The organism is Shewanella bicestrii, from assembly GCF_002216875.1.
Taxonomy (GTDB): domain Bacteria; phylum Pseudomonadota; class Gammaproteobacteria; order Enterobacterales; family Shewanellaceae; genus Shewanella; species Shewanella seohaensis.
Genome location: NZ_CP022358.1, coordinates 3,291,022 through 3,315,490 on the forward strand (window position 1 = coordinate 3,291,022; position 24,469 = coordinate 3,315,490).

21 protein-coding genes are annotated in these 24,469 nt (G+C 46.1%); 14 read left to right on the forward strand and 7 right to left on the reverse strand.

The window, feature by feature from the left end:
- Positions 1 to 204 precede the first annotated feature (204 nt).
- The 8 genes from CF168_RS14330 (at position 205) to pseI (ending at position 7,633) form a co-directional block, all read left to right on the forward strand.
- Positions 205 to 1,500, forward strand: coding sequence for a motility associated factor glycosyltransferase family protein (locus CF168_RS14330; RefSeq protein WP_011716387.1), 1,296 nt, complete (start codon positions 205 to 207; stop codon positions 1,498 to 1,500).
- The gene (locus CF168_RS14335; protein ID WP_011716386.1) at positions 1,497 to 1,775 is read left to right on the forward strand and encodes a hypothetical protein; all 279 of its coding nucleotides are present in this window, start codon (positions 1,497 to 1,499) and stop codon (positions 1,773 to 1,775) included. The genes CF168_RS14330 and CF168_RS14335 overlap by 4 nt, the downstream gene beginning before the upstream one ends.
- 36 nt (positions 1,776 to 1,811) lie before the next feature.
- On the forward strand, positions 1,812 to 2,528 hold the full coding sequence (gene pseF / locus CF168_RS14340; RefSeq protein ID WP_011716385.1) for a pseudaminic acid cytidylyltransferase: 717 nt from the start codon (positions 1,812 to 1,814) through the stop codon (positions 2,526 to 2,528).
- Positions 2,529 to 2,533: 5 nt separating this feature from the next.
- Positions 2,534 to 4,111: a UDP-2,4-diacetamido-2,4,6-trideoxy-beta-L-altropyranose hydrolase gene (gene pseG / locus CF168_RS14345; RefSeq protein ID WP_011716384.1), complete on the forward strand. Its 1,578-nt coding sequence runs from the start codon at positions 2,534 to 2,536 to the stop codon at positions 4,109 to 4,111.
- Positions 4,108 to 4,809 carry a WbqC family protein gene (locus CF168_RS14350; protein ID WP_011716383.1) on the forward strand — a complete coding sequence of 234 codons (702 nt, stop codon included), beginning with the start codon at positions 4,108 to 4,110 and terminating at the stop codon, positions 4,807 to 4,809. Before pseG ends, CF168_RS14350 begins: the two co-directional genes overlap by 4 nt.
- Before the next feature lie 2 nt (positions 4,810 to 4,811).
- Positions 4,812 to 5,705 (forward strand): class I SAM-dependent methyltransferase, encoded by an 894-nt coding sequence (locus tag CF168_RS14355; RefSeq protein WP_011716382.1) that lies wholly within the window; start codon positions 4,812 to 4,814, stop codon positions 5,703 to 5,705.
- A 1-nt stretch (position 5,706) separates the two neighbouring features.
- Complete coding sequence (locus CF168_RS14360; RefSeq protein ID WP_011716381.1) at positions 5,707 to 6,519, forward strand: phytanoyl-CoA dioxygenase family protein; 813 nt, start codon at positions 5,707 to 5,709, stop codon at positions 6,517 to 6,519.
- A 61-nt stretch (positions 6,520 to 6,580) separates the two neighbouring features.
- Positions 6,581 to 7,633, forward strand: coding sequence for a pseudaminic acid synthase (gene pseI, locus CF168_RS14365; RefSeq protein ID WP_011716380.1), 1,053 nt, complete (start codon positions 6,581 to 6,583; stop codon positions 7,631 to 7,633).
- 15 nt (positions 7,634 to 7,648) lie between these two features.
- Here pseI and pseC read toward each other — a convergent pair whose 3' ends face one another.
- On the reverse strand, positions 7,649 to 8,791 hold the full coding sequence (pseC, locus tag CF168_RS14370; RefSeq protein ID WP_011716379.1) for a UDP-4-amino-4,6-dideoxy-N-acetyl-beta-L-altrosamine transaminase: 1,143 nt from the start codon (positions 8,789 to 8,791) through the stop codon (positions 7,649 to 7,651).
- Positions 8,788 to 9,783, reverse strand: a complete 996-nt coding sequence (gene pseB, locus CF168_RS14375) for a UDP-N-acetylglucosamine 4,6-dehydratase (inverting) (RefSeq protein WP_011716378.1) — start codon at positions 9,781 to 9,783, stop codon at positions 8,788 to 8,790. Before pseB ends, pseC begins: the two co-directional genes overlap by 4 nt.
- A 349-nt stretch (positions 9,784 to 10,132) precedes the next feature.
- Here pseB and CF168_RS14380 point away from each other — a divergent pair, with 349 nt between their 5' ends.
- The 3 genes from CF168_RS14380 to CF168_RS14390 all read left to right on the forward strand — a co-directional run bounded on the left by CF168_RS14380 (position 10,133) and on the right by CF168_RS14390 (position 13,995).
- Positions 10,133 to 12,604 carry a 6-hydroxymethylpterin diphosphokinase MptE-like protein gene (locus CF168_RS14380; protein WP_011716377.1) on the forward strand — a complete coding sequence of 824 codons (2,472 nt, stop codon included), beginning with the start codon at positions 10,133 to 10,135 and terminating at the stop codon, positions 12,602 to 12,604.
- Positions 12,605 to 12,709: 105 nt separating this feature from the next.
- On the forward strand, positions 12,710 to 13,189 hold the full coding sequence (locus tag CF168_RS14385) for a DUF2947 domain-containing protein (RefSeq protein ID WP_011716376.1): 480 nt from the start codon (positions 12,710 to 12,712) through the stop codon (positions 13,187 to 13,189).
- A 245-nt stretch (positions 13,190 to 13,434) separates the two neighbouring features.
- Positions 13,435 to 13,995, forward strand: coding sequence for a chalcone isomerase family protein (locus CF168_RS14390; protein ID WP_011716375.1), 561 nt, complete (start codon positions 13,435 to 13,437; stop codon positions 13,993 to 13,995).
- On the opposite strand, the gene CF168_RS14395 is transcribed toward CF168_RS14390, so the two are convergent.
- The 3 genes from CF168_RS14395 to CF168_RS14405 form a co-directional block, all read right to left on the reverse strand.
- Positions 13,996 to 14,877 (reverse strand): DUF6268 family outer membrane beta-barrel protein, encoded by an 882-nt coding sequence (locus CF168_RS14395; protein WP_089068202.1) that lies wholly within the window; start codon positions 14,875 to 14,877, stop codon positions 13,996 to 13,998.
- A gap of 20 nt (positions 14,878 to 14,897) precedes the next feature.
- Positions 14,898 to 16,113 (reverse strand): IS3 family transposase gene (locus tag CF168_RS14400; RefSeq protein WP_240520031.1). Its coding sequence is split into 2 segments (ribosomal slippage): positions 14,898 to 15,716 and positions 15,718 to 16,113, totalling 1,215 coding nucleotides; the frame shifts between segments, so codons are not numbered across the junction.
- 250 nt (positions 16,114 to 16,363) lie between these two features.
- Entirely contained in the window at positions 16,364 to 16,984 is a 621-nt protein-coding gene (locus CF168_RS14405; RefSeq protein WP_011716373.1) for a TetR/AcrR family transcriptional regulator, read from the reverse strand.
- Between the two features lie 137 nt (positions 16,985 to 17,121).
- Here CF168_RS14405 and CF168_RS14410 point away from each other — a divergent pair, with 137 nt between their 5' ends.
- Both CF168_RS14410 and CF168_RS14415 read left to right on the forward strand, forming a co-directional pair.
- Positions 17,122 to 18,243, forward strand: coding sequence for an efflux RND transporter periplasmic adaptor subunit (locus CF168_RS14410; RefSeq protein ID WP_011716372.1), 1,122 nt, complete (start codon positions 17,122 to 17,124; stop codon positions 18,241 to 18,243).
- A gap of 2 nt (positions 18,244 to 18,245) precedes the next feature.
- Positions 18,246 to 21,326, forward strand: a complete 3,081-nt coding sequence (locus tag CF168_RS14415; protein ID WP_011716371.1) for an efflux RND transporter permease subunit — start codon at positions 18,246 to 18,248, stop codon at positions 21,324 to 21,326.
- Here CF168_RS14415 and CF168_RS14420 read toward each other — a convergent pair.
- Complete coding sequence (locus CF168_RS14420) at positions 21,311 to 21,556, reverse strand: YdcH family protein (RefSeq protein ID WP_011716370.1); 246 nt, start codon at positions 21,554 to 21,556, stop codon at positions 21,311 to 21,313. The genes CF168_RS14415 and CF168_RS14420 overlap by 16 nt on opposite strands.
- A 259-nt stretch (positions 21,557 to 21,815) precedes the next feature.
- Between CF168_RS14420 and CF168_RS14425 the strand changes: the two genes are divergently transcribed.
- Positions 21,816 to 23,819, forward strand: a complete 2,004-nt coding sequence (locus tag CF168_RS14425) for a methyl-accepting chemotaxis protein (RefSeq protein ID WP_086904637.1) — start codon at positions 21,816 to 21,818, stop codon at positions 23,817 to 23,819.
- Positions 23,820 to 24,336: 517 nt separating this feature from the next.
- Here the strand turns inward: CF168_RS14425 and cydX are convergent.
- Complete coding sequence (gene cydX / locus CF168_RS14430; RefSeq protein WP_011622029.1) at positions 24,337 to 24,453, reverse strand: cytochrome bd-I oxidase subunit CydX; 117 nt, start codon at positions 24,451 to 24,453, stop codon at positions 24,337 to 24,339.
- Positions 24,454 to 24,469 lie beyond the last annotated feature (16 nt).

Below are 24,469 nucleotides of genomic sequence, written 5' to 3' on the forward strand. Positions count from 1 at the left end.
GTACTTCGCAAAGCGTCCAATATTACGGCAGTCAGATCATTAGGTCTCTATCAACTTAAAATGACAAAGAGTATTTGCCAACATCGCCATCCAAATCAGGGATTTCAGTTATCTTAAATATGCATTATTAGATTTTATCAAATCAAATGAAAGCCATCTAACTGCTTGCAACAAAGTAAAAACTTTTTCGTAGGAACGTGCTCCATGACTGATTTACTACAACAGAATATGGCTATTATCCGCCGTCGCTGGCCGGAAGTGGCTCAGACCATGGACGCAGCAAATCCCGACAGCCTGGATGCCATGTTGGTGACAGGTGCCAATCACACTATCAGCGTTAACGGTATCCAGCTCAGCAGCTGTTATAATCGCTTGGCCGAAGCGGAACTTATGATAAATCAGCTTCCAGCTTGGTGCAGCACCGTTTCTGTTTATGGGGTCGGCATGGGTGATGTACCCACCTTGCTCTCTGATAACAAACACTTGGAACATATTCGTATCTGCCCGCTCAATTTGAATCTGTTAGTTTTGTTGCTCAGCTACACAGATCAAAGCGAGTGGTTAAGCGATCTGCGGGTAGTACTGGAACCCAATCCCCGGCAAGATGAGCTGGCGCAGCATTACATTGCAATAATATCTGATCTGCAGCTCATCAGTGACCATAACGCCAGACTGCGTGATCTGTTGATGTTTCATAATAATCTTGCGTTTGCCAACAAGCGGCACAAACCTGAAGATGTGAAATTTCAGCGCAGGTTGGCAGACAATCTTGAGACCATAAAACAGGATCCCGATGCTGCATCACTAAGCTTGCTCTTTCAACCAAGCAAGACTTTGGTTATAGGTACGGGTCCGTCGCTGGAACAGCATTATGATTATTTGAGGGCACAAATGGCATTACCCTTGGCAACACGGCCCCTGATGATAGCTGTAGATACGGCATTAAAAGCCTTGGTCAACGAAAATATCATTCCGGATATTGTCATAAGCTTGGATTACAACATTTCTCTTGCTCACTTGCCCGAAGTGCTTCCGGAAAAAGTTAAATTGGTCTATTTTCCCAGGTCTCAGCCACAGGTATTGCATGCCTGGCCCGGGGAGCGCTTCGCTGCCTATTCGCTCAATGAAACCTATGATGAACTCAACAGCCGCTATCCCAAGCTGCGCTTGTTTGCCAATGGCAGTGTCATACATCCGGCCATTGACTTGGCGGTATACCTGAAGAGTAAACAAATCATCTTATTTGGTTGTGACTTCTGTTATCCCAAAAACAAGACCCATGCCTTCTGGCCCGAGGGCAAGCTCGGGCCCTCAATAACAGACTCCAAACACCACTGGGTCATCAACGGGCATGGAGATAAAGTGATTACTCACTTGAATTTCCGTGGTTATTTACTCGCACTGGAACACTATATCCGCACAAAACCAGAGGTGGCATTTTATAACTCGAGTCTGGAAGGCGCCGCCATTAAAGGAACCCTTTATCTGGAGTGTAAATGATGAAAAATGATATCAATACAGTCCTGATCCCCAAGTTGATAAGTACAGCCCATAAATTGAGATTAGGTCAGGAAGCCGATGGTTCAAGCGATTTTGGTGAATGCATTGTCTTAATCACCACCATACTGCCGGAACTGCAGAACACCAAGGCCATGATGACCTTGTTTCGACACATGCTCGCCACTCAGGAAAGGCATGATTGGCTGGCGCTGGCTGACTGCCTAGAATATGAATTACCCTTACAATTACAACAGCAGGCCACAGATCAAATCTGAAGCCTTGCTATTTGCAGAATTGCAGAGAGTCCAGTTATGAAAATTGCCATAATTCCAGCCAGAGGCGGCAGTAAAAGAATACCAGGGAAAAATATTCGTCTGTTCCATGACAAACCCATTATTGTGTGGTCCATCGAGGCGGCACTTGCCAGCGGTTGCTTTGATAAAGTCATTGTTTCTACTGATGATCCAAATATTACCGACATTGCGATTCAGGCCGGTGCAGAAGCCCCCTTTATGCGACCAGCTGAATTATCAGACGATATGACAGGAACCATGGCGGTGATCCGCCATGCCATCCACTGGCTAAATGGCACCTTGTCTCGGCAAAGTGGGGATATGGAGCTTACCCATGTGTGTTGTATATATGCCACGGCCCCCTTCATCAGCGCCGAAGACATCAAAATTGGCTTGCAGAAGCTGACTAGTGGTGAAAACGACTACGCCCTGGCCGTCACCAATTTTGAATTTCCCATTCAACGTGCAGTGATACTCAATGCACAACATCAGCTTGAAATGTTACAACCCAACCACTTCATGACCCGCTCACAGGATCTGCCAATTGCATACCACGATGCAGGACAATTTTGCTGGGGAACCACTGCAGCCTGGCTGCAACAGAAGGCCATCTTCACCAGCCCAACAGCACCGGTGTTTATTCCCAGTTATAGAGTGCAGGATGTTGATACCGAAGACGATTGGATAAGAGCTGAACTCATGTTCAAAGCCATTTATACTATGCAGGGTGTGTGAGGCCAATGGTGGATAATTTACAGGCAGCGTTATCAGACAGCCAGACCGTTGTTTTTCGCACAGACTCAAGCCGGAGCATAGGTTATGGACATGTTATGCGCTGCCTTACGCTGGCAATGGCCTTAAAACAGCAGGGTTGCCAATGCTATTTCATATGCCGTGATCTACTCAATAATCACAGCGCTTTGGTCGAACAACATGGCTTTGTGTTGGTGCTATTACCCCGGGATACATATCTGAGTCCAGAAAATGATACCTCAGAGCCACGTCACTGCAGCTTGCTGGAGACAAGTTGGCAGCATGACATCAGCCAATGTGTTTCACATTTTAATGTAATCAAACCAGATATTATTGTTGTCGATCATTATGCTCTTGATGAAAAATGGGAAACACAAGCCAAGGCATATTGCAAAAAGCTGATGGTTATCGATGACCTGGCAGACAGGATGCATAGATGCGATATATTACTCGACTACAACTTGAGCGTTAAATCCAACGCATATAAAACTTGGGTTCCTCAAAAGTGCCAATTACTACTTGGTGGAAAATATGTCTTGCTGCGAGACGAATTCAAGCAGTGGCAATATTTGAGTATCCAAAGGCGCATTTCCAAACGGCTCGAGACAATTCTCGTTACGTTCGGCGGGATAGACAGCGACAACAACAGCGAAAAGGTCTTACAGGTCATTAAAGACACACCATTGTTGGCCCTGAAACGAATAGACGTTGTAGTCAGCGCCAATGCACCCCATTTGTCATCCTTGCAATCTGCCGCACAAGCCATGCAAATCGAAACCCACATCCATACCAATGTAAATAACATGGCAGAGCTTATGGCAGTCGCTGATCTCGCCATTGGCTCGGGAGGGGGCTGCACTTACGAAAGATTGTTTATGAAATTGCCCTCGTTATTGATGCCTATTGCCGACAATCAGGTTACCCCCTTACTTTCCATGAGCCAATTAGGCCTCTTTGAGCTGTTTTTAAATTTTAATGAACTCTCAATAAAACTTGGACGCTATTGTTCACATCCCCTGCCTTTGGTTGCGGCGCCAGTGCTGTTTGGTGCACCTCTGGTGTGTCAAAACCTATTGGCCAAAGAGGTTACCTTGGCCGATGTGAAACCGCTGGATATCAGACGAACCTTCCATTGGTTGCAAGATGTAACACTAAGGGGGCAGTTTGTACAAACCAAAGCCCCTGTCAAAGCATCGCACTTTATCTATTGGCGAGCATTGCTCAAAGATCAAACCCAATATACCTTCAGCATCCTTCAACAAGGACGGCACGTGGGTAACCTAGGTATTAAACACCTAAACGTGCAACGGAGCGAAGCCGAGCTGTGGATCTACATTGGCGTACAAACCGAACAGAATAAAGGTTTGGGAACCATAGCCTTGACATTGCTGGAAAACATCATTAAACACACTCTGCTCATTAATAACATTGTGATCCATGTAGCTAAAGACAATAGCCCAGCACTGTCGTTTTACAATAAACTGGGATATGTGATCTGCGATGACAAACTGATCGCTGCGGAATTTTCCGAAAAAAATGTACTACAAATGAGAAAAGTATTATGAAATGCGCCATTATGCAACCGACTTTTTTGCCTTGGAGTGGCTACTTTAACTTAATGGCCGAGGTGGATGTGTTTGTCTTTCTCGATGATGCCCAGTTTCAAAAAAGCTCTTGGCATAACCGCAATCGTATTCCTTTGAATAATATGCCTAATTGGCTAACAGTACCGGTACGGCACCAACACTTGGATCAAACATTGCTTGCAACACGTCTTGACAATAAGACTCACTGGCGTGAAAAAATGACAAGAATGCTCGAACAGACCTATGCCAAACACGCTTTTAATTCTGAACTGTACTGTTTCATCAATCTCATATCAAACGACAACCACACCTCGCTTGCCGAATTAAATATTGCTCTCATTGAAATGATGGCTCAAAAATTAAGTATTCAATGTAAAACTATAAGATCCAGTGAACTCGATATTCCCGGTGTGAGGACGCGGAGATTATTGTCGATTCTGCATGAAATTAAAGCGACTGAGTACTTATCTCCACAGGGGGCAAGGGAGTATCTAACAGCTGATGATTTTACTGGTCAAACTGATATCCAATTATCTTTTCAGGAGTTCTTACCGCAGGTATATCCTCAAAGAAAAACTAATCACTTTATCGAAAAGCTTTCAATGCTGGATGTGGTAATGAATATCGGTTGGTCTAATTCAAAAGCTTACATAACACAAAATTATTCAGGTAATTGATCATGAAACAAGAAAACAACTTCACCCTTAAACCTCATCCGGATTATGGTTTTCTTCAAGTGACGCCGATGCCAACAACAGCGGAAATAGATCAATTTTACGCCAACGAATTTTACTCGAACGACTATAAAAATTTCAATAACTCCTCCCTTGAAGTGCAACTTATAGACAAAGAGTTTTGGGAAGGAACATGGAACGATCAAGCTAAAATAATCGAGTCACAGCTTGGAGTTTCCATGGACGAGATTGAAATTCTCGACGTCGGTTGTGGTTGGGGACAGGCATTAAGTTATTTCAAACAATTGGGAGCCAGCTGCTATGGATTTGATCCTGCCAAAGAGGCGGTTGAATATGGCATCAGCCAAGGACTAAACGTAAAGCATTGCGGGGTCGAAAGCATGAATGCCTTCAACAACAAGCAATTTGACGTTGTCATGCTTAACAACGTCTTGGAGCATCTTGCCGATCCAGTTAAGATACTTACCGAGATAAGAAGCAAGGTTCTCAAACAAGGTGGGTTACTCATAATCACTGTGCCGAATGATTTCAATACGCTGCAGGTTACAGCACAGAAATTGCTTAACATGCAACAATGGTGGGTTTCTCCCCCTGCACATCTCAACTATTTCTCACGTGCATCTTTGCAGTCATTGTTGGCAGGATGCCATTTCCAAAATGAACTAGCCATCGCGTCTTTCCCCTTGGAAATGTTTTTATTGATGGGAGACAATTACTTGAATAACAGAAACATAGGGAAAGCCTGCCACCAACGCAGGGTACAGTTTGAACTTAATTTGCGAAAACTGGGCGAAGAGCAAACGCTTCAACAGTTTTACCGATCACTGGCCGATGCTAATTTGGGTCGCCAAATCACTTGTTATGCGAAGGCCATATAACATGAAGGCGTATATTGAACATTTCCTGAATCATGGTTACGTCTTATTACCCAATATACTTACAGCGGAGGAATGCAAGCATTTCAGGGCACTGCTTGAAGCAAATTATCAAAAATATGCTCCTCAGTATGCCAATGCTTCCTCTACAGCGGGTACGCTTTCAGATAAATCCACAGAAAAAGTGGTATTTAATCTCCACAATAAATCCATGGACTGGTTCAGACTGTTTGAGCATCCCGATGTATTGGCACTGCTGGATGTGGTACTTAAACAAGGCTCATATAACAATAATGAACCCTATTACCTGAACAATATATCTGCACGTTGTCCATTGAAAGGCAATCCAGGGCAGCAGTTGCATGTCGACAGCGCTTTACCCGGAGTGAATTACTGCTTAAAAGCCAATGCAGTCTGGTTACTGGATGATTTTACACCCTCCAATGGCGCAACACGCTTGGTACCAGGCAGCCACACATGGACCGAATTCCCTGAGAATGGCAAACAACATCCCAATGAAATATTGATCACGGGCCAACAAGGTGGAGTGCTGATCTTTAACGCCAATATGTGGCATGGGGGAGGAGCAAATATGACAGATGTCAGCCGCTGGGCACTGCTGCTAGGATACGCAAGATGGTTTATCAAACCGTCATTCGACTTTATGCAAAATACTCCCGAGCATATCTACAATCGAATGAGTGACGCCCAAAGACGATTGCTGGGTTTTCATTTAGTGCCCCCAAAAGATGAATTCACGCGCCTGCGGCGAATAGGCAACACGCCAGAATGGCCAGCGCCTTATGAATTGTCCTAGCCTGATGCTCGGCATACAAGAACAGATTGACACTTATGTCTTAATTTTTTAAAGGCTTTTTATGACTCATCCAATGATTTCAATTTCAGGTCGGAAAATAGGCATAGATTATCCTCCGTATATTGTTGCCGAACTGTCGGCCAACCATAACGGTGATATTGAGCGCGCCAAACAGATTATTGCCATGGCGAAGCGCTGCAACGCCGATGCCATCAAGCTGCAAACCTACAGCGCCGATACCATCACCTTAAACTCAAAAAAAGAAGAGTTTATGATCCGCGGTGGTTTATGGGATGGAAAAAGTCTTTATGAACTCTATCAATGGGCACAAATGCCCTGGGAGTGGCATAAGCCTTTATTTGATTATGCACGCAACCTAGGTATCACTATTTTCAGCTCACCGTTCGACAACACCGCCGTTGATCTGCTGGAGGATTTGAATGCACCCGTCTATAAGGTCGCGTCATTTGAGGCCATTGATCTACCGCTGATAAAATACATTGCTGGCACCGGAAAACCTATGATTATCTCCACAGGCATGGCCAACAGAGATGAAATAGCAGAAGCCGTAGAGGCGGCCCGCAGCGGAGGTTGTAACGAACTGGCTTTACTGCATTGTGTCAGCAGCTATCCAGCACCTTCGTCCGAATACAATTTAAAAACCATTGCCGATTTAGCAAAACGCTTCAATGTCGTCGGCGGATTATCCGACCATACCATAGACAATGTCACTGCAGTAACCTCCGTGGCAGTTGGTGCAGCCATAATAGAAAAACACGTAACATTGGATCGAAACTCTGGCGGGCCGGACGACAGTTTCTCCATTGAGGAGGTGGAATTAGAGCGTCTGTGCACAGATGCCAAAATAGCCTGGCAGGCACTGGGGAAAGTGGACTATTCGCAGCAAAACAGCGAAAAAGCAACCATAAAATATCGACGTTCCCTATACATAGTTAATGACAAAAAGGCTGGAGAGCTGATACTACAAGAAGATATTCGAAGTGTGAGGCCAGGATTTGGTTTGGCACCCAAATTCTATGAGCAAATCATAGGCCGTAAACTGACAACCGATGTCAGCGTAAACTCGCCTGTCAGCTGGTCAATGTTTGAGTGACCTGCTCAGCATGGGCTAGAGGGCTTTCGACAAGGTCTCAATAACATAGGCTTGCTGCTCCTCGGTTAGCCCGGGAAACAATGGCAAACTGAGGATGCGGCTATAAAAATCTTCCGCTACTGGGAACTGTCCTTGCTTGAATCCTTTGTTCATGTAGAAAGGCTGCAGATGCACAGGAAAGTAATGAACATGCACCTGAATTCCGGCAGCCCTCATATCATCGAAAATGTGTTTTCTGTGAGACTTGTCCCGCAGGCAGATAATCAGCAAATGCCAAGCACTGTCGGAACCGGCCAAGGATTCCAAACAATGGCAAAGGCTTGACAATCCCTGACGATATCGGTTGGCCAGCTCGTTACGACGCTTAACAAAAGCATCGATGCGTTTCATCTGGGACACACCTAACGCCGCCTGCAGCTCAGTCATACGGTAGTTAAACCCCAGCTCATGCTGTTCGTAATACCAGTCCCCTTCATTTGGTCTTAGCATCTGCTGCGGCAACCTAACTATCCCGTGGCTGCGAAGCAGTCTCAACTTTTCGGCCAGCTCAGCGCTGTTGGTCATGGCCATACCACCTTCGGCACAGGTGATTATCTTGACCGGGTGAAAGCTGAATACAGTGATGTCCGAGTAATAACAACTTCCGAGTTTATGCCCTTGGAAACCGCCACCTATACCATGGGAGGCGTCCTCTATGACCCTGAAACCATATTCAGCAGCGAGCGATGCTATTGCGGCCATATCGCAGCTGTGGCCACACAGATGTACTGGAATGACAACTTTGGGCAAAGTTCCTGTCACTTTTGCTTGGGCAAGTTTGATGGCGAGAGCCTGGGAACACATGTTGCCCGTGGCAGGGTCCACATCGACAAAATCCACTTCAGCGCCACAGTACAGGGCGCAATTGGCCGAGGCGACGAAAGTGATGGGCGAGGTCCATACCAAATCGCCCTGCCCAATCCCCAATGCGAGACAGGCAATATGCAAGGCAGAGGTTGCACTGTTAACAGCGACACCGAAATTAGCACCTGTATAGTCACAGACGGCATTTTCAAATTCCGGAACCTTGGGTCCCTGGGTCAAAAAATCTGACTCAAGCACCTCAACCACAGCTGCAATATCGGTACTGTCAATATCCTGTCTGCCATAGGGGATCATGCTAAAGCGTCCATATCAAGGATCTCATTCACATTCAAAAAATGACTGTTGTTTCCGGAGTTATATTCAAAACCGGCAGCCACCAACGTGCCTTTCTCTCCAAGGGAATTGGTAGAAAAATCCGTTTCACGTCCAAAAAACTTGATGCTAGGAGTAATCACAAAATGGTCGTCAAATTCTATGGTGTGGTGCGAATCATCCCCTGGACACATTACCTCATGCATTTTTTCCCCTGGACGAATTCCTACAATCTTTTGTTCTAAACTCGGTCCATAGGCTGCAGCAAGATCGGTAATACGAATAGAAGGAATTTTTGGCACGAAGATCTCCCCCCCTTGCATACGGGAAAAATTCTTTAGCACAAAATCGACACCCTCTTGAAGGGTGATCCAGAATCGCGTCATATCTGGATGAGTAATAGGTAGCGAAGTGGCTCCATTTGCAATTAATTGCTTAAAGAAAGGAACTACTGAACCTCTCGATCCCACGACGTTACCGTAGCGGACTGCAGCGAATCGTGTTTTACCATCTCCGACGACGTTGTTTGCAGCAACAAACAGCTTATCTGACGCTAACTTTGTCGCGCCATAGAGATTAATCGGGCTTGCCGCTTTATCAGTTGATAGTGCAATAACCTTGACAACATTATTACTGATTGCAGCCCGAATGACATTTTCAGCCCCATGGATGTTAGTTTTAATACACTCCATAGGATTATATTCTGCCGCAGGTACCTGCTTAAGTGCGGCAGCGTGGATTACAAAATCCACATCTTTAAATGCTTGTTTGAGACGGTCACCATCACGCACATCGCCAATGAAATAACGCATACAAGGAGCATTAAAGACCTGCTGCATCTCATATTGCTTTAGTTCATCACGGGAGAAAATGATCAAGCGTTTTGGCTTATATCGTTCAAGAATGGTTTTGGTGTATTTTTGTCCAAATGACCCTGTGCCACCAGTAATCAAAATTGTTTTATTATCAAACATAGAGTTCCCCACTCAAGATTGTTAGCTTCAATTAACTACTTGCGACACTTATGATTAAATACATCAGTACGGTAACCATACAAGATTCTTGCCAACTCTGTGCATAAACACATGTTGACAACATGGTGTAACCAATGAAGCCTATTATAGGCAACTATATATAATATATGTAGTTTTTCATAGTTCAATTGCGATTAGGGTAACATTTGTCCGCTTTTCATTTTCGACTAGAGTTACATGAACTGCGTCAATTAACCGTTGGTATAGAGATTGCTTGCAAGCATCGCGATGACATAGTCTCATGTAGTTATAACCACTAGCTTCAATTGCTCATTAGGGTAAGAATTCCATGCAATTACAATCTAACATTTTGAATAATTTTGCTATTAGTCGCTTTAATGAGTACTACTTACCCAGTGTCAATCGCAATACATTCGAGGGAATCGACTCAAGAACCTTCTACGATAGGAAATTTGGAACACTTTTCAACCAAAAAGATAAGTTAAACATAATTATCGGTATGGACTCAGGTCTGCTGGCTAACTATATACTTGAACTAAAAGAAGGTATTCCAGATGGTAGTAAATTTGTTTTTATTGAATTATCTACTATTTTACCTTTATTACTCATTGATATTCCTAGTAAGTTGAGAAGTAAACTCGTTATCATTGATGAATCTGGCTTAGATGAACTATTTAAGCAAGATGATATCAAACTCTTCATTGCAAAAGGTGAATACTGGTTAATTCCTTCATCTTCTGTATCCTCTCGTCATATTGATGATTACAACACATTACTAAACACTGTTGAATCTAGATTACAGAATGAATATTTTGACAACAGCGTTAACTTTACACAAAAAATATTTGTAAGAACTCAATTAGAAAACATTGCAGATAATCATACGCAAGCAAAAGAACTTAGAAATACACATAGACAAATGACTTGCATTGTTATCGCGGGTGGTCCATCACTTGATGATGCCATTCAATGGATAAAGGAAAATCAAAATAGTTTATATGTAATCGCTGTATCAAGGATAGCAGGAAAGCTTGCAAGGTTTGGTATAAATGTTGATATTGTTGTCTGTGTAGACCCTCAAGATTTTAGCTTTGATGTCAGTAGAGGTATGTTTGAATTAAACGAGGAGTCACTACTTGTACACTCATATCACGTCAATCCTAAAGTATTATCTCAATGGCAAGGTGATTGTTATTATATGGGGCAACGTTTTCCTTGGAATAATGATAAAGACTTTGACAACATACCGACTGTCGGACCAACAGTCACGAATAGTGCAGTACGTTTGGCTATAGAAATGGGATTCAAGCAGGTCTTGTTAAGTGGCGTGGATTTTTGTTATTCAAAATCTGGATATAGTCACGCCAGCGGTACAGTTGAAGCAAGTTTGGGGCCGAGTTTAGGGCACGATACATTATGGGTAAGCACTTATGACGGTTACCAAGCAGAGACCTTAATCCAACTTAAGCAAGCAATGGAGTCACTTGAAAATGAAGCAAAAACCTACCCTCATGTTGATATAATCAATTTATCATCAAATGCAGCATGTATTGAGGGAATTACCCATCAACCCACAAAAGAAATAACACTTCCCCCTCTAGAGAAAAGCAAACTACTATCGGATAGTCAATTTAACACTATAAAAGAAAATGACCTAAACAAAGCTTATTTTGAGTGTAAAAAAATTAGAAATGAACTTATCAAGTTACAGTATTTAATCACTGAGGCAAAAAAACTCGCGTCAAAACTTAACTTAGACTCAAAAAAATCATCAAGCACTCTTGAAAAAATAGATAAAATTGAGTTAAAAATAAACAAAAAATATAAAAATCTATCTCAGCTAATCAAGTTTTATGGTTACTTCGAATTCTCTAAATTCTTAACAACTCGAGAGATAGAAAGCTGGACGCAACCGCAAATAAACCAAATGACAGAAAGATACTATGAGGCATTTTTGTCTAGCTGTGTTCAAGTTTTTAAACTAGTAGAAAGTGCTTGTAACAAACTGCAAGATAGAATAAACGAGCTGAAAACTACTCCATTTAATACATTAGCAGAGCAATGGAAAAGAGATAATCAACCAGGAAGGTGCTTTATATGGAAAAGGATGCATCCTGACTATTCATTCTCAGCAGATGAAAAATTACTTTGGACGAAACTAAATAATCTATACCAGCTTAGCTTAACTCAAGTGAGACAAGTCTATGTTGAAGCACTTAATACAGGCTCCGCAATGGAGCACGTTTATACTAAAATATTGCGATTGAACAAATCGAAAAGTCATCAAGGCTTAGCATTATTAACTCATAACCTTATGCCTTTAACCGAAAAAGATCCAGAAGCTAAGCGGCTATACCATCTTGCATTATCGTTTCAACTTTGTCTTGAACAGCAACCTCAACAAGCATTAGATGCATTGCTTGCATTACCCGAAGAACTCTGTACGGAAATGGAGTTAAAGCACATTATTTTACTTGCACTGAAATTAGGTAAACTTGAGCTTGCGGAAGATACCCTTGTCAAAATTTTGACCCACAGTGACGAGTACATACCGCAGTATGCGCATATCCTTAAGCTCCGGGGAAAAATCCAAGAGTCAGTCAACGTCTATCTAGACTACTTAGAAAAATATCCTTCAGATACGCAGACTTGGATAAAACTTGGTTTATTCATGGTTGAGCTAGGTCAAGCGGAGGGAGCACACACCGCGTTTTCAAATGCCTTGAATGTCGATCCGGATAATCAGGTGGCACAGCATTATGTGGCCGAACTAACCCGTATCATCACTGAAGCTCAATAGACTATGGTTCCGAGCGGCAATATCTCCGCTCGGTGGTTTTATTATTAGCACATCACATCTTATAATGAGCCCGTTTCAATTTTCCCATTTCCTAGGAGACCTTTTTTGGCTCATACCTATATACCTTTAGATACCTATCGCCGTAAGTGGATTTTTAACCACAAGGACTTGCCTGTAAGCGATGATGACAAGACTGGCATTCTGCCGCTGACGGACAAAAGCGCCATGCTGGTTTGGAATCAGTGGATTAGCAATAAAAGTAGCCGCGCCGAGCAGTTTACTAAAGGGGATTGGGCCGCTAAAGCCAACGCATGGGTCAAAACGGATCATTGGCAGAGTGCGTGGGACCGTGAAGATAATAGCCTACCCGAGATGTTGGCCGAGTTTATCCAGTGGCCAGATGATACTCAGGTCTATTTTTGCTACGAAAAATATCAAGTGATTGAGACTCGTTGGGATGTCTTTGTCCGCAACTGGAAGTGCTTTCTGTTTTTCGATGATGGCCCAATTCTGATCTCCCCTAAGCAAAAACAAGCGGTGATGTTTGAGCAAAATGGCCAATATAAATTAGGTATACGTGGCTAACCACGTCAGCCAATAAGTCGAATGACTCGAACAAAGAATTCCGACTTTTTGCTTTCTTAAGGTATCCCTCAAAAGAAAGCTGCCCAACTTGATTTACCTCCTAAGCGATAGCTTGAACAGATTAGGCTATCGCTCCTCTTTGGTTTCGATTAGTATCGCTTGGCAATCAACAGATAATCTTCGTTTGAGCCGTCAATCCCATGGATACGCTCAACGACCATAACTAAAAAAATATGAGGTGTATGATGAAGTTACTCTCAACCCTGACACTAACTACCGCTTTGCTTTTTCCACTATTCACCCAAGCTAAAGAAGTCTCTGGTGTCCAAGTCGCCGATACCATCACGCTCGACGCTCAGGCGCTGCAATTGAATGGCGTTGGTGTTCGCAGCAAGTTCTTTATGGATTTGTATGTGGGTAGTCTATATGTGCCCACCCCGAGCAAAACCATGACTGAGGTCATCAATGCCCCGGTTGCGGCGATTCGACTCAATATTACGTCAGGAATGATTACTTCCGAGAAAATGCGTGATGCGATAACCGAAGGTTTTGAGCACGCGACCGCCGATAATACGACCGACATTCAGCCACAAATTGACGCCTTTATGGCGTTATTTAAGGATGAAATCAAAGAAGGCGACCAATTCACCTTGGTCGCCAACAAAAGCCGTGGCGTTACCGCCTATAAAAATGGCCAAGAACAAGCCACGATTGAAGGGGAAATGTTCCGCCAAGCCTTACTCAAAATTTGGCTAGGGGAAAAACCAGCCCAGAAGAGCCTCAAAGAGGCCATGCTGGGCCAGTAATTAAAATCGGAACTCGAGATCCAAGGCGGCTGCGCCTTGGTTATCCATATCGAGCGCCGCTTGATGGGTGACTTCCAATTCACCATTGAAGTAGTAACCCGCGTAAAGATTCAGCGCAATAGCCGGCGTAGCTTGCCAACCGGCACGCAGATAACTCACCCACTCGTTAGTCTCTACCACGGTATCCTTATCGGCGACTAAAAATCGCTCGGTGCGACGTGAATTACCAAAGCCAACATTCCATGCAGGGCTCACTTGATAACTCAGCTCCAAACCCGCAGGGCCACTAAATCCCGCTTGGGATGGGTTCGCTAACCGCCAACGATCATTAATCTGCCAACTCACCGCCAGATAAGGCATAGTGCGTACTTCATCAATATCGTTTAAATACGCAACGCCAAAACCGAGCATATTGCCCGACTCGAAGGCATACATGGCCGACGCAACCACACCATAACTCTGCGCATGGCTCGCCGATGCGGTATCGGCATAGGCATATTGAAGTTGTGGCGACAACATAAAGGACCAATGCTTATCCATCCGATAGCTAAGGGATAGGCCCGCGCGATAACGGTCGATATTTTCCCAGGTTTCACCCGCATCACTAAACAGGCCAGCGGCGTTATTCGCCCCCGTTAAACGGATATTGCGCCAATCGTAATCAAGCCTATCGTAACCGACACGCATTCCAATAGACCACTGTTTATCTAGGGGAATATTGACGCTGGCGTTGAGTAATAAGCTGTCCCGCTGCAACTCTGTATCGCCATTGGCAACCGATGCACTCTGGGTACTAATCTGCGATACGCTCAGCTTAAATGGTTTATATTGCGCTGGTTGACGCGCCTCAGCCGCGGACACGGCATTGTCTCGTCCTGAAATAAGTTGACACTTATTTCCACCTAAAACGCTCGATGAACCTCATCGGGCGTTTTGTATTTTAAGGCCAAATGTGGCCGCCGTTGATTATAGATGGCTACCGCTTCTGTCACCATTTGTCGCGCCTCCTCCAGCGTTGCGGGCTTATGTGTTAAAAACTCCTGCTTCAAGATGCCATTCACTCGCTCTGCTAAGGCATTTTGATAGCAGTCATATCCGTCTGTCATTGAGCATGTCACGCCATGTTGTGCGTGAACCGCTTGATACGCGTTTGAGCAGTACTGTATCCCTCGGTCTGAGTGGTGTATCAGCGGTTTACTTTTATCTTGTCGCTGCTTCAGCGCCCGTTTGTAGGCCGTTAGCACCCCGTCTGTTTTAAGATTATCATCAACATGATAGCCCACGATTTTTCGTGACCAGGCATCGGTCACCAAGCTTAAATAGGCTTCATTATCTTGCAGTGGCAGATAGGTAATATCCGCCACCCAGACTTGCTCTGAGCGGCTGATGTCTACTTGCTGCTCGCTGGGCTTAAGCAAGTTGGGATGACACCTAAATCGATGATGGCTATGGGTCGTTTTATGGTACGCCCGCTTAGGCGTGACCAACAAACGATGCGCCCTAAGACAGCGAAATAACCGGTCTCGTCCTATCACTATTTGATGCATTTTGTTGAGTAAATACTGCAGTTTACGCGTACCGACTCGCGGTTGAAGTAGCCGTTCATATTGTACCATTTGCACCACCTGTTGCTCCCTTTGCTCCCATTCTGTTTGCCGCTGGCATTGTTGATAATACGCCTGGCGACTGATGCCAAGGTAACGACAGCATTGGGTGACGCCATAACCTATGGCCGTTTTTCTTGGAGCGTTTCGCGGGTGGCTTTTTTACGACGGATATCCCGTAGTCAGTTCTGAGTTTTTCGACAATGGCTTCGAAGAACGCCGCTTTCATGCGGGTATCTTCCAGTTCGGCTTCGAGGGCTTTTATCTTTTGCTCGGGGGTGAGCGTGGTGGGTTCAGTCATCAACTGTCCTCGCATTGATGTTGGCGGCGTCCCTAGGGACCAATCCAGTTTGCCATGCTTGCGTAACCACACTAACACGGTGGAGCAACCTTGAATACCGTACTTGTCTTGCGCCTGCTTATAGGTCAGCTCGCCTTTTTCCACTTGGTCGACAACCGCCAATTTAAAAGCGAGGGAATAATCGCGTTGAGTTCGTTTAATTGTTGAAGTCATTACACTCTCCAAAATGAGTTTGAAAAGTGTCAACGCTATTTAGGACGGGTCACATAACTTAAAAAAGGCGTTAATCCCAATCCTATATACATTAGGCTGGGCTTTATGCTGACTCGAGAATCAAGTGATTTAGTCACGCCTGCTCCTTGCGTTACTGTTAAGTCATTTGTTGCGGATAATACGCTCGATTTCAAACAAAAGTAAACTCTTTTCGAAGAAGATACAAACTGATACCAACCGCTTAATGTTGTTACACTCGGTAGGCTTTTAAGAACATCTCGGCACAACCCCGAATATACTGCTCACGCTCCCCCAATAAGCTCTCCGTCTCCAGTCCCAGCTCTAACCTGAGTTTCAACTCACCAAACAACATTAAACACAAACGTACCGCGCAGTGATGCGGTTGTGAAAAGCGATACACTCCAAGCGCTTCAACCGCCCCTAAATATTTTGTCAGCATCGCAAGCATATGCTGTGGCCCCGCCTCAAAAAACAACCTTGAAACTTCAGGGTGGCTCTCAGATTGCGCCACACAGGCTTTAAATACGGTAATCGCCTCAGGGCTAACAATCATCTCACCAAATTGCAGCGCAAATTCGGTGAGGGTAGCTTCGGGTTGACTTGGATTGCTGAGTAAGTCGGCATTTAGGTTGTGACCAACGCATTTGGATTCAATCGCCGCCACAAACAAATCATCTTTACTGCCGTAATGGGAGTACACCGTTTGTTTGGACACGCCCGCCTGTTTCGCCACTTCATCCATGCTGGTATGGGGAAACCCCTGGCGGCAAAACAAGTCAATGGCCGCCACCAGCACTTGCTGTTTCTTTTGTTCACTGCGGCTCATCGGAATATCGGAGGACTGAGTCATATCTTCACTCAAGGTAGCAACATAATTAATTCGTATTAGTTAAGCATAAAATAGACTAGACAGTCTAGTTCCGCACAACTAGACTAGCAAGTCTAGTTACATAAAATTAACTTTAAGCTTACAACGGAAGGATTCAAATGGATCGAGCTGCCCGACGTTCTTGGCGTGCATTTTACCTTTGCGTGATTGCCGTCTCCACCTTAACGGCCTGTCAAAAGGAAGTGACAGAGCATGCCAACGCCACGCAATTGCAAACCGTGACGACGGCGCCACTGCGCTTGTCGACTAGCTATCAGAGTGAACAAGTATTCACTGGCACGATCCGCGCCGGCAATACCACGGGTGTCGGCTTCGAACTATCGGGTAAGCTGAGTGAGCTAACTGTCGATAGCGGCGCTAAGGTGACGCAAGGGCAAGTATTGGCCAAGCTCGATACCCGTTTGCTCGATGCAGAGCATCAGGAGATCCAAGCTAGCCTTGCGCAAACCCAAGCCGATGTTGACCTTGCCACCAGCACCCTCAACCGAAATCTTGAGCTAAAAAAATCGGGTTATGTCTCAGAGCAGTTACTCGACGAGAACCGCACACAACTGGCGAGTCTCGAAGCCGCCAAAAAACGATTATTGGCCTCGCAGCGGGCAAACCAACTAAAACGCGATAAATCACAGCTACTTGCGCCCTTCGACGGCATAATCAGCCAACGACAACACAATCTAGGGGAAGTGGTCGCCGCAGGCAGCCCAGTGTTTACCTTAGTCGGCAGTGTGAATACCGAAGCCTATATCGGTGTTCCGGTCGCGGTCGCTCAGCAATTCGTCAATGGGCAGAATGTGACTGTGAGCGTGCATAATCAGCAATTTATCGCCAAGATCGCCGGGATCAGTGCCGAGGTAAACCCCATTAGTCGCACCCTGCAGCTAAGGATCAGCCTGCCGGAACATGCCAATGTGATCAACGGTGAAATCGCCTATTTGCATCAACAACAAACCGTCGAGCAAGCGGGCTATTGGGTGCCAGTATCGGCACTTATCGATGGGATCCGCGGCCGCTGGAATATCTATGTAACCACGCCGCCTTCACATTCAACAACCGATAGCATTTCAACTCAGATAGAGCGTCGCGATGTCGATATCCTCTACACCACTCAAGATATGGCCTACATTCAAGGCGCGATTAAGGCCGACGAACAGTATGTGACTCAAGGCTTACATAAGTTAGTGGTGGGCCAAGCCGTTTCTTCCATCGCATCGACGAGGTAATCATGATTAAAGCCTTCGTCGAAAATGGTCGCTTAGTCAGCCTAGTGATCGCCCTACTGCTGGTCGCGGGATTTGGCGCAATGTCCAGTTTGCCACGCACCGAAGATCCACACATCACCAACCGATTTGCGTCTGTCATCACCCCTTATCCCGGCGCCTCCGCCGAGCGGGTCGAGGCGCTTGTCACCGAAGTATTAGAGAATCAATTGCGTCGACTTGAGGAAATTAAGCTTATTCAATCCACCTCAAGACCCGGTATTTCGGTGATCCAGTTGGAGCTTAAAGATACCGTCACTGACACAGATCCTGTCTGGTCTAGGGCGCGGGATCTATTAGCCGATGCCAGAAACACCCTCCCCGATGGCATACAAACACCGACCTTAGACGATCAAGTCGGCTACGCCTACACCGCCATTTTAAGCCTAGTGTGGAACGATAGCAGTCAACCGCGGGTGGATATGCTCAACCGCTACGCCAAGGAATTACAGAGCAGGCTCAGGCTCTTATCCGGCACCGACTTCGTTAAACTTTACGGCGCGCCCGAGGAGGAAATCCTGGTTCAGCTCGATGGCTATAAGATGAGCCAATTGCAATTAACGCCGGGAACCATAGCGAAAATCTTAAGCAGCGCCGACAGTAAAATTGCCGCGGGCGAGATTAATAACAATCACTTTCGCGCCCTCGTCGAAGTCTCGGGTGAGCTCGATTCCCAAAGCCGTATTCGCCAAGTGCCACTCAAGGTGGATGCGCAGGGACAAATTATTCGTTTAGGGGATATCGCCCACATCAGCCGTCAACCTAAAACCCCCGCTGACAGTATCGCCCTAGTCGATGGCGAGCAGGGCGTGTTTGTTGCGGCGCGCATGCTCAACAATACCCGCGTCGATATCTGGCAAGGACAAGTCAAACAGCTGGTCGATGAGTTCAATCAGGAGCTGCCGGCCAATATCAAAGTGCAATGGCTTTTTGAGCAAAACAGCTACACCAGCGAACGTCTCGGCGGATTAATCGTCAACCTATTACAAGGGTTTGTGATTATTCTGGCGGTCTTACTGCTGACCTTAGGCTTAAGAAACGCGATTATCGTTGCGCTGTCACTCCCCCTGACCGCCCTCTTCACCTTGGCCTGTATGAAATATATCGGCCTACCCATTCATCAAATGTCGGTCACAGGACTAGTCGTCGCCCTTGGGATCATGGTGGACAATGCCATTGTGATCGTCGATGCTATCGCCCAGCGTCGCCAGCAGGGGATGAGTCGCTTAAGCGCGGTAAGTGAGACCTTACATCACCTCTGGCTACCCTTAGCCGGGTCAACCATTACCACAATTTTAGCCTTCGCCCCTATCGTGCTGATGCCGGGTGCGGCGGGGGAATTTGTTGGTGGCATAGCCATGTCGGTGATGTTTGCCCTGCTGGGTTCCTATGTGATTTCCCATACTTTGATCGCGGGCCTTGCGGGACGCTTTAGCCTCGAAGGTAAACATCCTGTCTGGTACCAACATGGCATCAACGTGCCTTTAGTAAGTGGTTACTTTCAAGCAAGCCTAAGATTTGCGTTAAATCGCCCATTACTGAGCGCTACGTTTATCGGGATAATTCCCCTGCTAGGGTTTTATGCTTCCGGCAAAATGACTGAGCAGTTTTTCCCGCCGTCGGATCGGGATATGTTCCAAATTGAGCTGTATCTCGCGCCCCATGTCAGCCTCGAAAACACCTTAAACCAAGTGCAGTTGATGGATAAGCAATTGCATCAAATCGAGGGCATCATCCAAGTCGATTGGGTTGTAGGCGGCAATACGCCTTCGTTTTATTACAACCTAACTCAGCGCCAACAGGGAGCCACCAACTATGCTCAGGCCATGGTGAAAGCCAGTGACTTTGAGCGCGCTAACGCCCTCATACCTGAGCTGCAGCAAACCTTAGATAAGGCCTTTCCCGAAGCACAGGTGTTAGTGCGTAAACTTGAGCAAGGCCCGCCCTTTAATGCGCCAGTCGAGTTAATGATTTTTGGCCCTAACCTTGAAACCTTACGCTCACTCGGCGATGAAGTGCGCAATATCCTAGCCGCCACGCCCGATGTACTTCATACCCGCGCAACTCTAAGCGCTGGCGCTCCTAAGGTGTGGCTACAAGTGAATGAAGATGCGAGTTTGATCAGTGGATTAACTCTGACGGATATCGCCAGACAAGTTCAAATGGCGACTACGGGCGTTATCGGCGGCAGTGTGCTCGAACAGACAGAGTCTTTGCCGATTCGAGTCCGTTTGGGCGACACCAGCCGCGAGCAAGCCAGTCGCCTCTCAGAAATTCAGCTTGTGACCCCCTCAGGCACAGCCGTGCCTTTGTCTGCGCTGTCCCACAATGAGGTGCAAGTCAGTCGCGGGGCGATCCCTAGGCGTAATGGTCAACGCGTCAACACGATTGAAGCCTATATCGTCAGCGGCGTATTGCCCGCTCAAGTATTAAACGATGTGAAAGCTAAAGTCGCGGCGATTTCGCTCCCTGCGGGTTATCGAATTGAAATCGGTGGTGAAAGCGCTAAACGTAATGAGGCGGTCGGCAATCTGCTCTCCAATCTGATTTTGGTCGTTACCCTGCTGCTGGCCACTGTCGTCTTGTCCTTTAACTCCTTTAGGCTTACAGCGATTATTTTACTGAGCGCATTACAGTCGGCGGGGCTTGGGTTACTTGCGGTGTATGTGTTTGGTTATCCCTTTGGCTTTCCAGTCATCATCGCCCTACTCGGCCTAATGGGGCTTGCGATCAACGCGGCGATTGTGATTTTGGCCGAGCTGGAAGATACCGACAATGCCCGAGCGGGTGATAAAGAGGTGATCATCACCACGGTCAGCAGCTGCGGTCGTCATATCAGTTCGACCACTATCACCACGGTCGGCGGGTTTATTCCGCTGATTATTGCAGGTGGTGGCTTCTGGCCTCCCTTTGCCATCGCAATTGCCGGCGGGACGTTACTCACGACGTTGCTGTCGCTCGTCTGGGTGCCAACCATGTATCTGTTGCTGATGAAAACGCGCCGCACGGCTCCAACACCAGCGTTATCGTCTCAAATCGCATCATGAACAAGGTATTGATATAACTTATCTTTAAGATGGAGTCGTTCTAATTTTAAGGCAACAAAGTGCTCATCATCGGTGGGCACTTTGGTTAATTCAAGGGCGCGGATTTTATGGTCTAGCTCATGGTAGCGCTCCGCCATAGTGGCAAAAACGGTATTGCTCGTTTTAAGCTTTTGAATATTTTCGACAAAATCTGGGAACTCATAAACCAATGCGTGATTTTCGCCTAGCATAGTGTCACTCCTTGTTTCTGGTATCGACTCAATCGCAGTAAACCATAGGGATACTTCCGTTTAGTCCCTCAACGCTCGCCTTACGCCACTCTTCCTACCACTCAAATGTATATTCCTATCGACTAAAATAGAGACTGGTCTACACTGGTATCTGTGAGCGAACTATTTATAAATAATAGAAAATCTTAGACCCATATCAAGACCACGACGTAAAAGTTCGGTTACATTAGCGTTAACCTTTACCCTATAGGATCGTACAATGAACTATAAAAATTGGCCTATTGCGAAACAGATTGGTGCCCTCGCTTTTATCCTTACCCTGATCATTTTCTGCATACTGAGTACCCTCTCCTACAAATCCGCGTCAAACGTGCTCGAAGATAAAGGCATCAGTGCCATGAAAGCCGAGATGCACGCCGTCTCCGACATGCTGGAACTGCAATACGATAGCTTGCTGCAACTAGCAAGACGCAATGCCGATGTCTTTAAGGAAATGTACCCCGGCCAATTTAGTCGCCCAGATAAAACCGTGAATGTACTCGGCGTCAGCACACCTGCGTTACTACATGAAAAAGAACAAATTAACTCGTCAAAGAGTAAAGTTGACCGCTTTGCCAACCTCACAGGCGGAACCGCCACTGTGTTTGTGCGCGATGGGGATGACTTTGTCCGGATTGCGACCTCGTTAAAAAAGGCCGATGGTAGCCGAGCCCTCGGTACCTTCCTCGGTAAAACCCATCCCGGTTATCCAACACTTATCAAAGGTGAAGTTTACGAAGGCTACGCCAAACTCTTCGGTAAAGACTACATGACAGTCTATCGCCCAATTAAAGATGCCCAAGGGCAAGTGATTGGGATCTTATATATCGGCTTTGAAATCACTCAATCCCTCACACAGTTACAAGCCGCGGTGAATAAAATCACCCTAGAAGAAACCGGTAGCTTCCTGCTGATGCGCAAAGCCGACAATGTGTTGGTCGCCAATCCCAAATTTAATGCGGGCGAGCCAGTAACTGAGTCCATGCTCGATGGATTAACCCTTAGCCAAGCCACACAGGATCAATCGGAGTTTCGCTACACTAACAGTAAAAACCAACCTATGTTTGCCTACACCCAAACGGTAAATGGGTGGAATTGGATGTTGATTGGTCAAGTGAATGCAAACGAATTAAATGAAGAGAGCCTACTGCTACTCACCATCAACGCCATAGTGGCGGTCACAGGTATTGTGCTTATTACCGTACTGCTATCCTTTGTGCTAATCCGCTCACTCAAGCCTTTGCATGCGCTGCAGCGCCATATGGAAATCCTCGGCACGGGGGACTTTAGTCATCCGCTTCCACCATCGGCCTACGATAGTCAAAACGAGGTCGACAAGATCACCACCAGCGTGTCGACCATGTCATCGGAATTGCGACAATTAATCAGTGCACTGCAAGCCTCAGTGCAAAGCATTGAACAACAAGCCTCCAAAGCACAGCGGATTGCTAAGCAAAACGGTGAAGAAGCCCAGGCATTGATGCAACAAACGGATCAAATCGCCACCGCGATTGAAGAAATGTCCACCTCCATCCGCGATGTCGCCAACCACGCTCAAGATGGTGCGAACCAGAGCCAACAAGTGGATCTCGCTGCCAAAGAAGGCCAACAGCAACAAACCCAAGTGGTGCAGGATCTGTTGAAACTAAGCCAACAACTCAGTAGTAGCCATCAGGCCGTCGAAAAAGTCAGCCAAGAGAGTGAGGCTATCAGTAAAGTCACCGAGGTGATTAACAGCATTGCCGAACAAACCAACCTGCTCGCACTCAACGCGGCCATTGAAGCGGCCCGCGCAGGGGAACAGGGCCGAGGCTTTGCCGTGGTCGCCGATGAGGTGCGAACCTTAGCCCAGCGGACACAATCCTCCATTCTGGAAATTTCGCAAACCATTGATAAGCTACAATCTCAAGTGAAAACGACCACCAGCCAAATGGCGCAGAGCCACCAGCTGGGTATCGCCTCGGCGAATCAAGGGGAAGAAACCGGCAAGCAGCTGGAGGAAATCACCCGCAGAATTGGCGAACTGGCGATTAGCTCACGCAATATTGCTTCGGCGACTGAGCAGCAAAGCAGCGTTGCCCAAGAGATCACTCATAATCTGCACCAGATAAGCGAACTGGCGAATGAAGGTGAGCACAGAGCAGCCGAAACAGTAAACTCGGCGAATGATCTATCCTCCCTCGCCGTCGCGCTTAAACAACAAATCAGCCAATTTAAGGCCTAAATCAAATCATTGCTTTACTAAGATACCGCCCACTTGGGCGGTATTTTTTTACTTTTCAACTTAAGTTACATCTATTCAATTAAGTCGACATTGCTAAATCCATGCAGCAAAACTGCAAGGTAAACCACGCTAAACGCCTATCGCGTTAGTGCTACTTCATGCTCGAGCAACGTGCTGGCTTTGGCTTTGGCTTTGGCTTTGGCTTTGGCTTTGGCTTTGGCTTTGGCTTTGGCTTTGGCTTTGGCAATTGAGCATAAGCTTTCAGATAAGCTTGAACTAACGCTTTAATAAGCTGTGGGGTTTATCGAGACTGTGCGGCTAAAACAAATTGAGCCCTGTTTCTTATGGAACCCCGCTGCTAACTTCTTGCTTGTTGCTTGTTGCTTGTTGCTTGTTGTGGCACAACATATTTCAGCAAATCAAGTCACCTTAGCGAATCCCTTAAACTTAATAACGTGGTAATAAAAAACCCCGCAGTTGCGGGGTTTTAAAGGGTTCAGCTATAGGAGGTTAGCTATTACTCAGCGTCATCGCTTGAGCGGTCCATGTTCTCCGTGTTTTCAAGCCACAGGGCGTTGATCACACCAAAAGAACAGGCTAACAAAACCCCTAATATCCACGTGAAATACCACATAGTAGATGCTCCTTAA

What these genes read in the sequence shown, in the direction of transcription:
- CF168_RS14330 (WP_011716387.1), top strand. Translation starts at nt 205, where the DNA reads ATGACTGATTTACTACAACAGAATATGGCTATTATCCGCCGTCGCTGG.
- CF168_RS14335 (WP_011716386.1), top strand. Translation starts at nt 1,497, where the DNA reads ATGATGAAAAATGATATCAATACAGTCCTGATCCCCAAGTTGATAAGT.
- pseF (WP_011716385.1), top strand. Translation starts at nt 1,812, where the DNA reads ATGAAAATTGCCATAATTCCAGCCAGAGGCGGCAGTAAAAGAATACCA.
- pseG (WP_011716384.1), top strand. Translation starts at nt 2,534, where the DNA reads ATGGTGGATAATTTACAGGCAGCGTTATCAGACAGCCAGACCGTTGTT.
- CF168_RS14350 (WP_011716383.1), top strand. Translation starts at nt 4,108, where the DNA reads ATGAAATGCGCCATTATGCAACCGACTTTTTTGCCTTGGAGTGGCTAC.
- CF168_RS14355 (WP_011716382.1), top strand. Translation starts at nt 4,812, where the DNA reads ATGAAACAAGAAAACAACTTCACCCTTAAACCTCATCCGGATTATGGT.
- CF168_RS14360 (WP_011716381.1), top strand. Translation starts at nt 5,707, where the DNA reads ATGAAGGCGTATATTGAACATTTCCTGAATCATGGTTACGTCTTATTA.
- pseI (WP_011716380.1), top strand. Translation starts at nt 6,581, where the DNA reads ATGACTCATCCAATGATTTCAATTTCAGGTCGGAAAATAGGCATAGAT.
- pseC (WP_011716379.1), bottom strand. Translation starts at nt 8,791, where the DNA reads ATGATCCCCTATGGCAGACAGGATATTGACAGTACCGATATTGCAGCT.
- pseB (WP_011716378.1), bottom strand. Translation starts at nt 9,783, where the DNA reads ATGTTTGATAATAAAACAATTTTGATTACTGGTGGCACAGGGTCATTT.
- CF168_RS14380 (WP_011716377.1), top strand. Translation starts at nt 10,133, where the DNA reads ATGCAATTACAATCTAACATTTTGAATAATTTTGCTATTAGTCGCTTT.
- CF168_RS14390 (WP_011716375.1), top strand. Translation starts at nt 13,435, where the DNA reads ATGAAGTTACTCTCAACCCTGACACTAACTACCGCTTTGCTTTTTCCA.
- CF168_RS14405 (WP_011716373.1), bottom strand. Translation starts at nt 16,984, where the DNA reads ATGACTCAGTCCTCCGATATTCCGATGAGCCGCAGTGAACAAAAGAAA.
- CF168_RS14410 (WP_011716372.1), top strand. Translation starts at nt 17,122, where the DNA reads ATGGATCGAGCTGCCCGACGTTCTTGGCGTGCATTTTACCTTTGCGTG.
- CF168_RS14415 (WP_011716371.1), top strand. Translation starts at nt 18,246, where the DNA reads ATGATTAAAGCCTTCGTCGAAAATGGTCGCTTAGTCAGCCTAGTGATC.
- CF168_RS14420 (WP_011716370.1), bottom strand. Translation starts at nt 21,556, where the DNA reads ATGCTAGGCGAAAATCACGCATTGGTTTATGAGTTCCCAGATTTTGTC.
- CF168_RS14425 (WP_086904637.1), top strand. Translation starts at nt 21,816, where the DNA reads ATGAACTATAAAAATTGGCCTATTGCGAAACAGATTGGTGCCCTCGCT.
- cydX (WP_011622029.1), bottom strand. Translation starts at nt 24,453, where the DNA reads ATGTGGTATTTCACGTGGATATTAGGGGTTTTGTTAGCCTGTTCTTTT.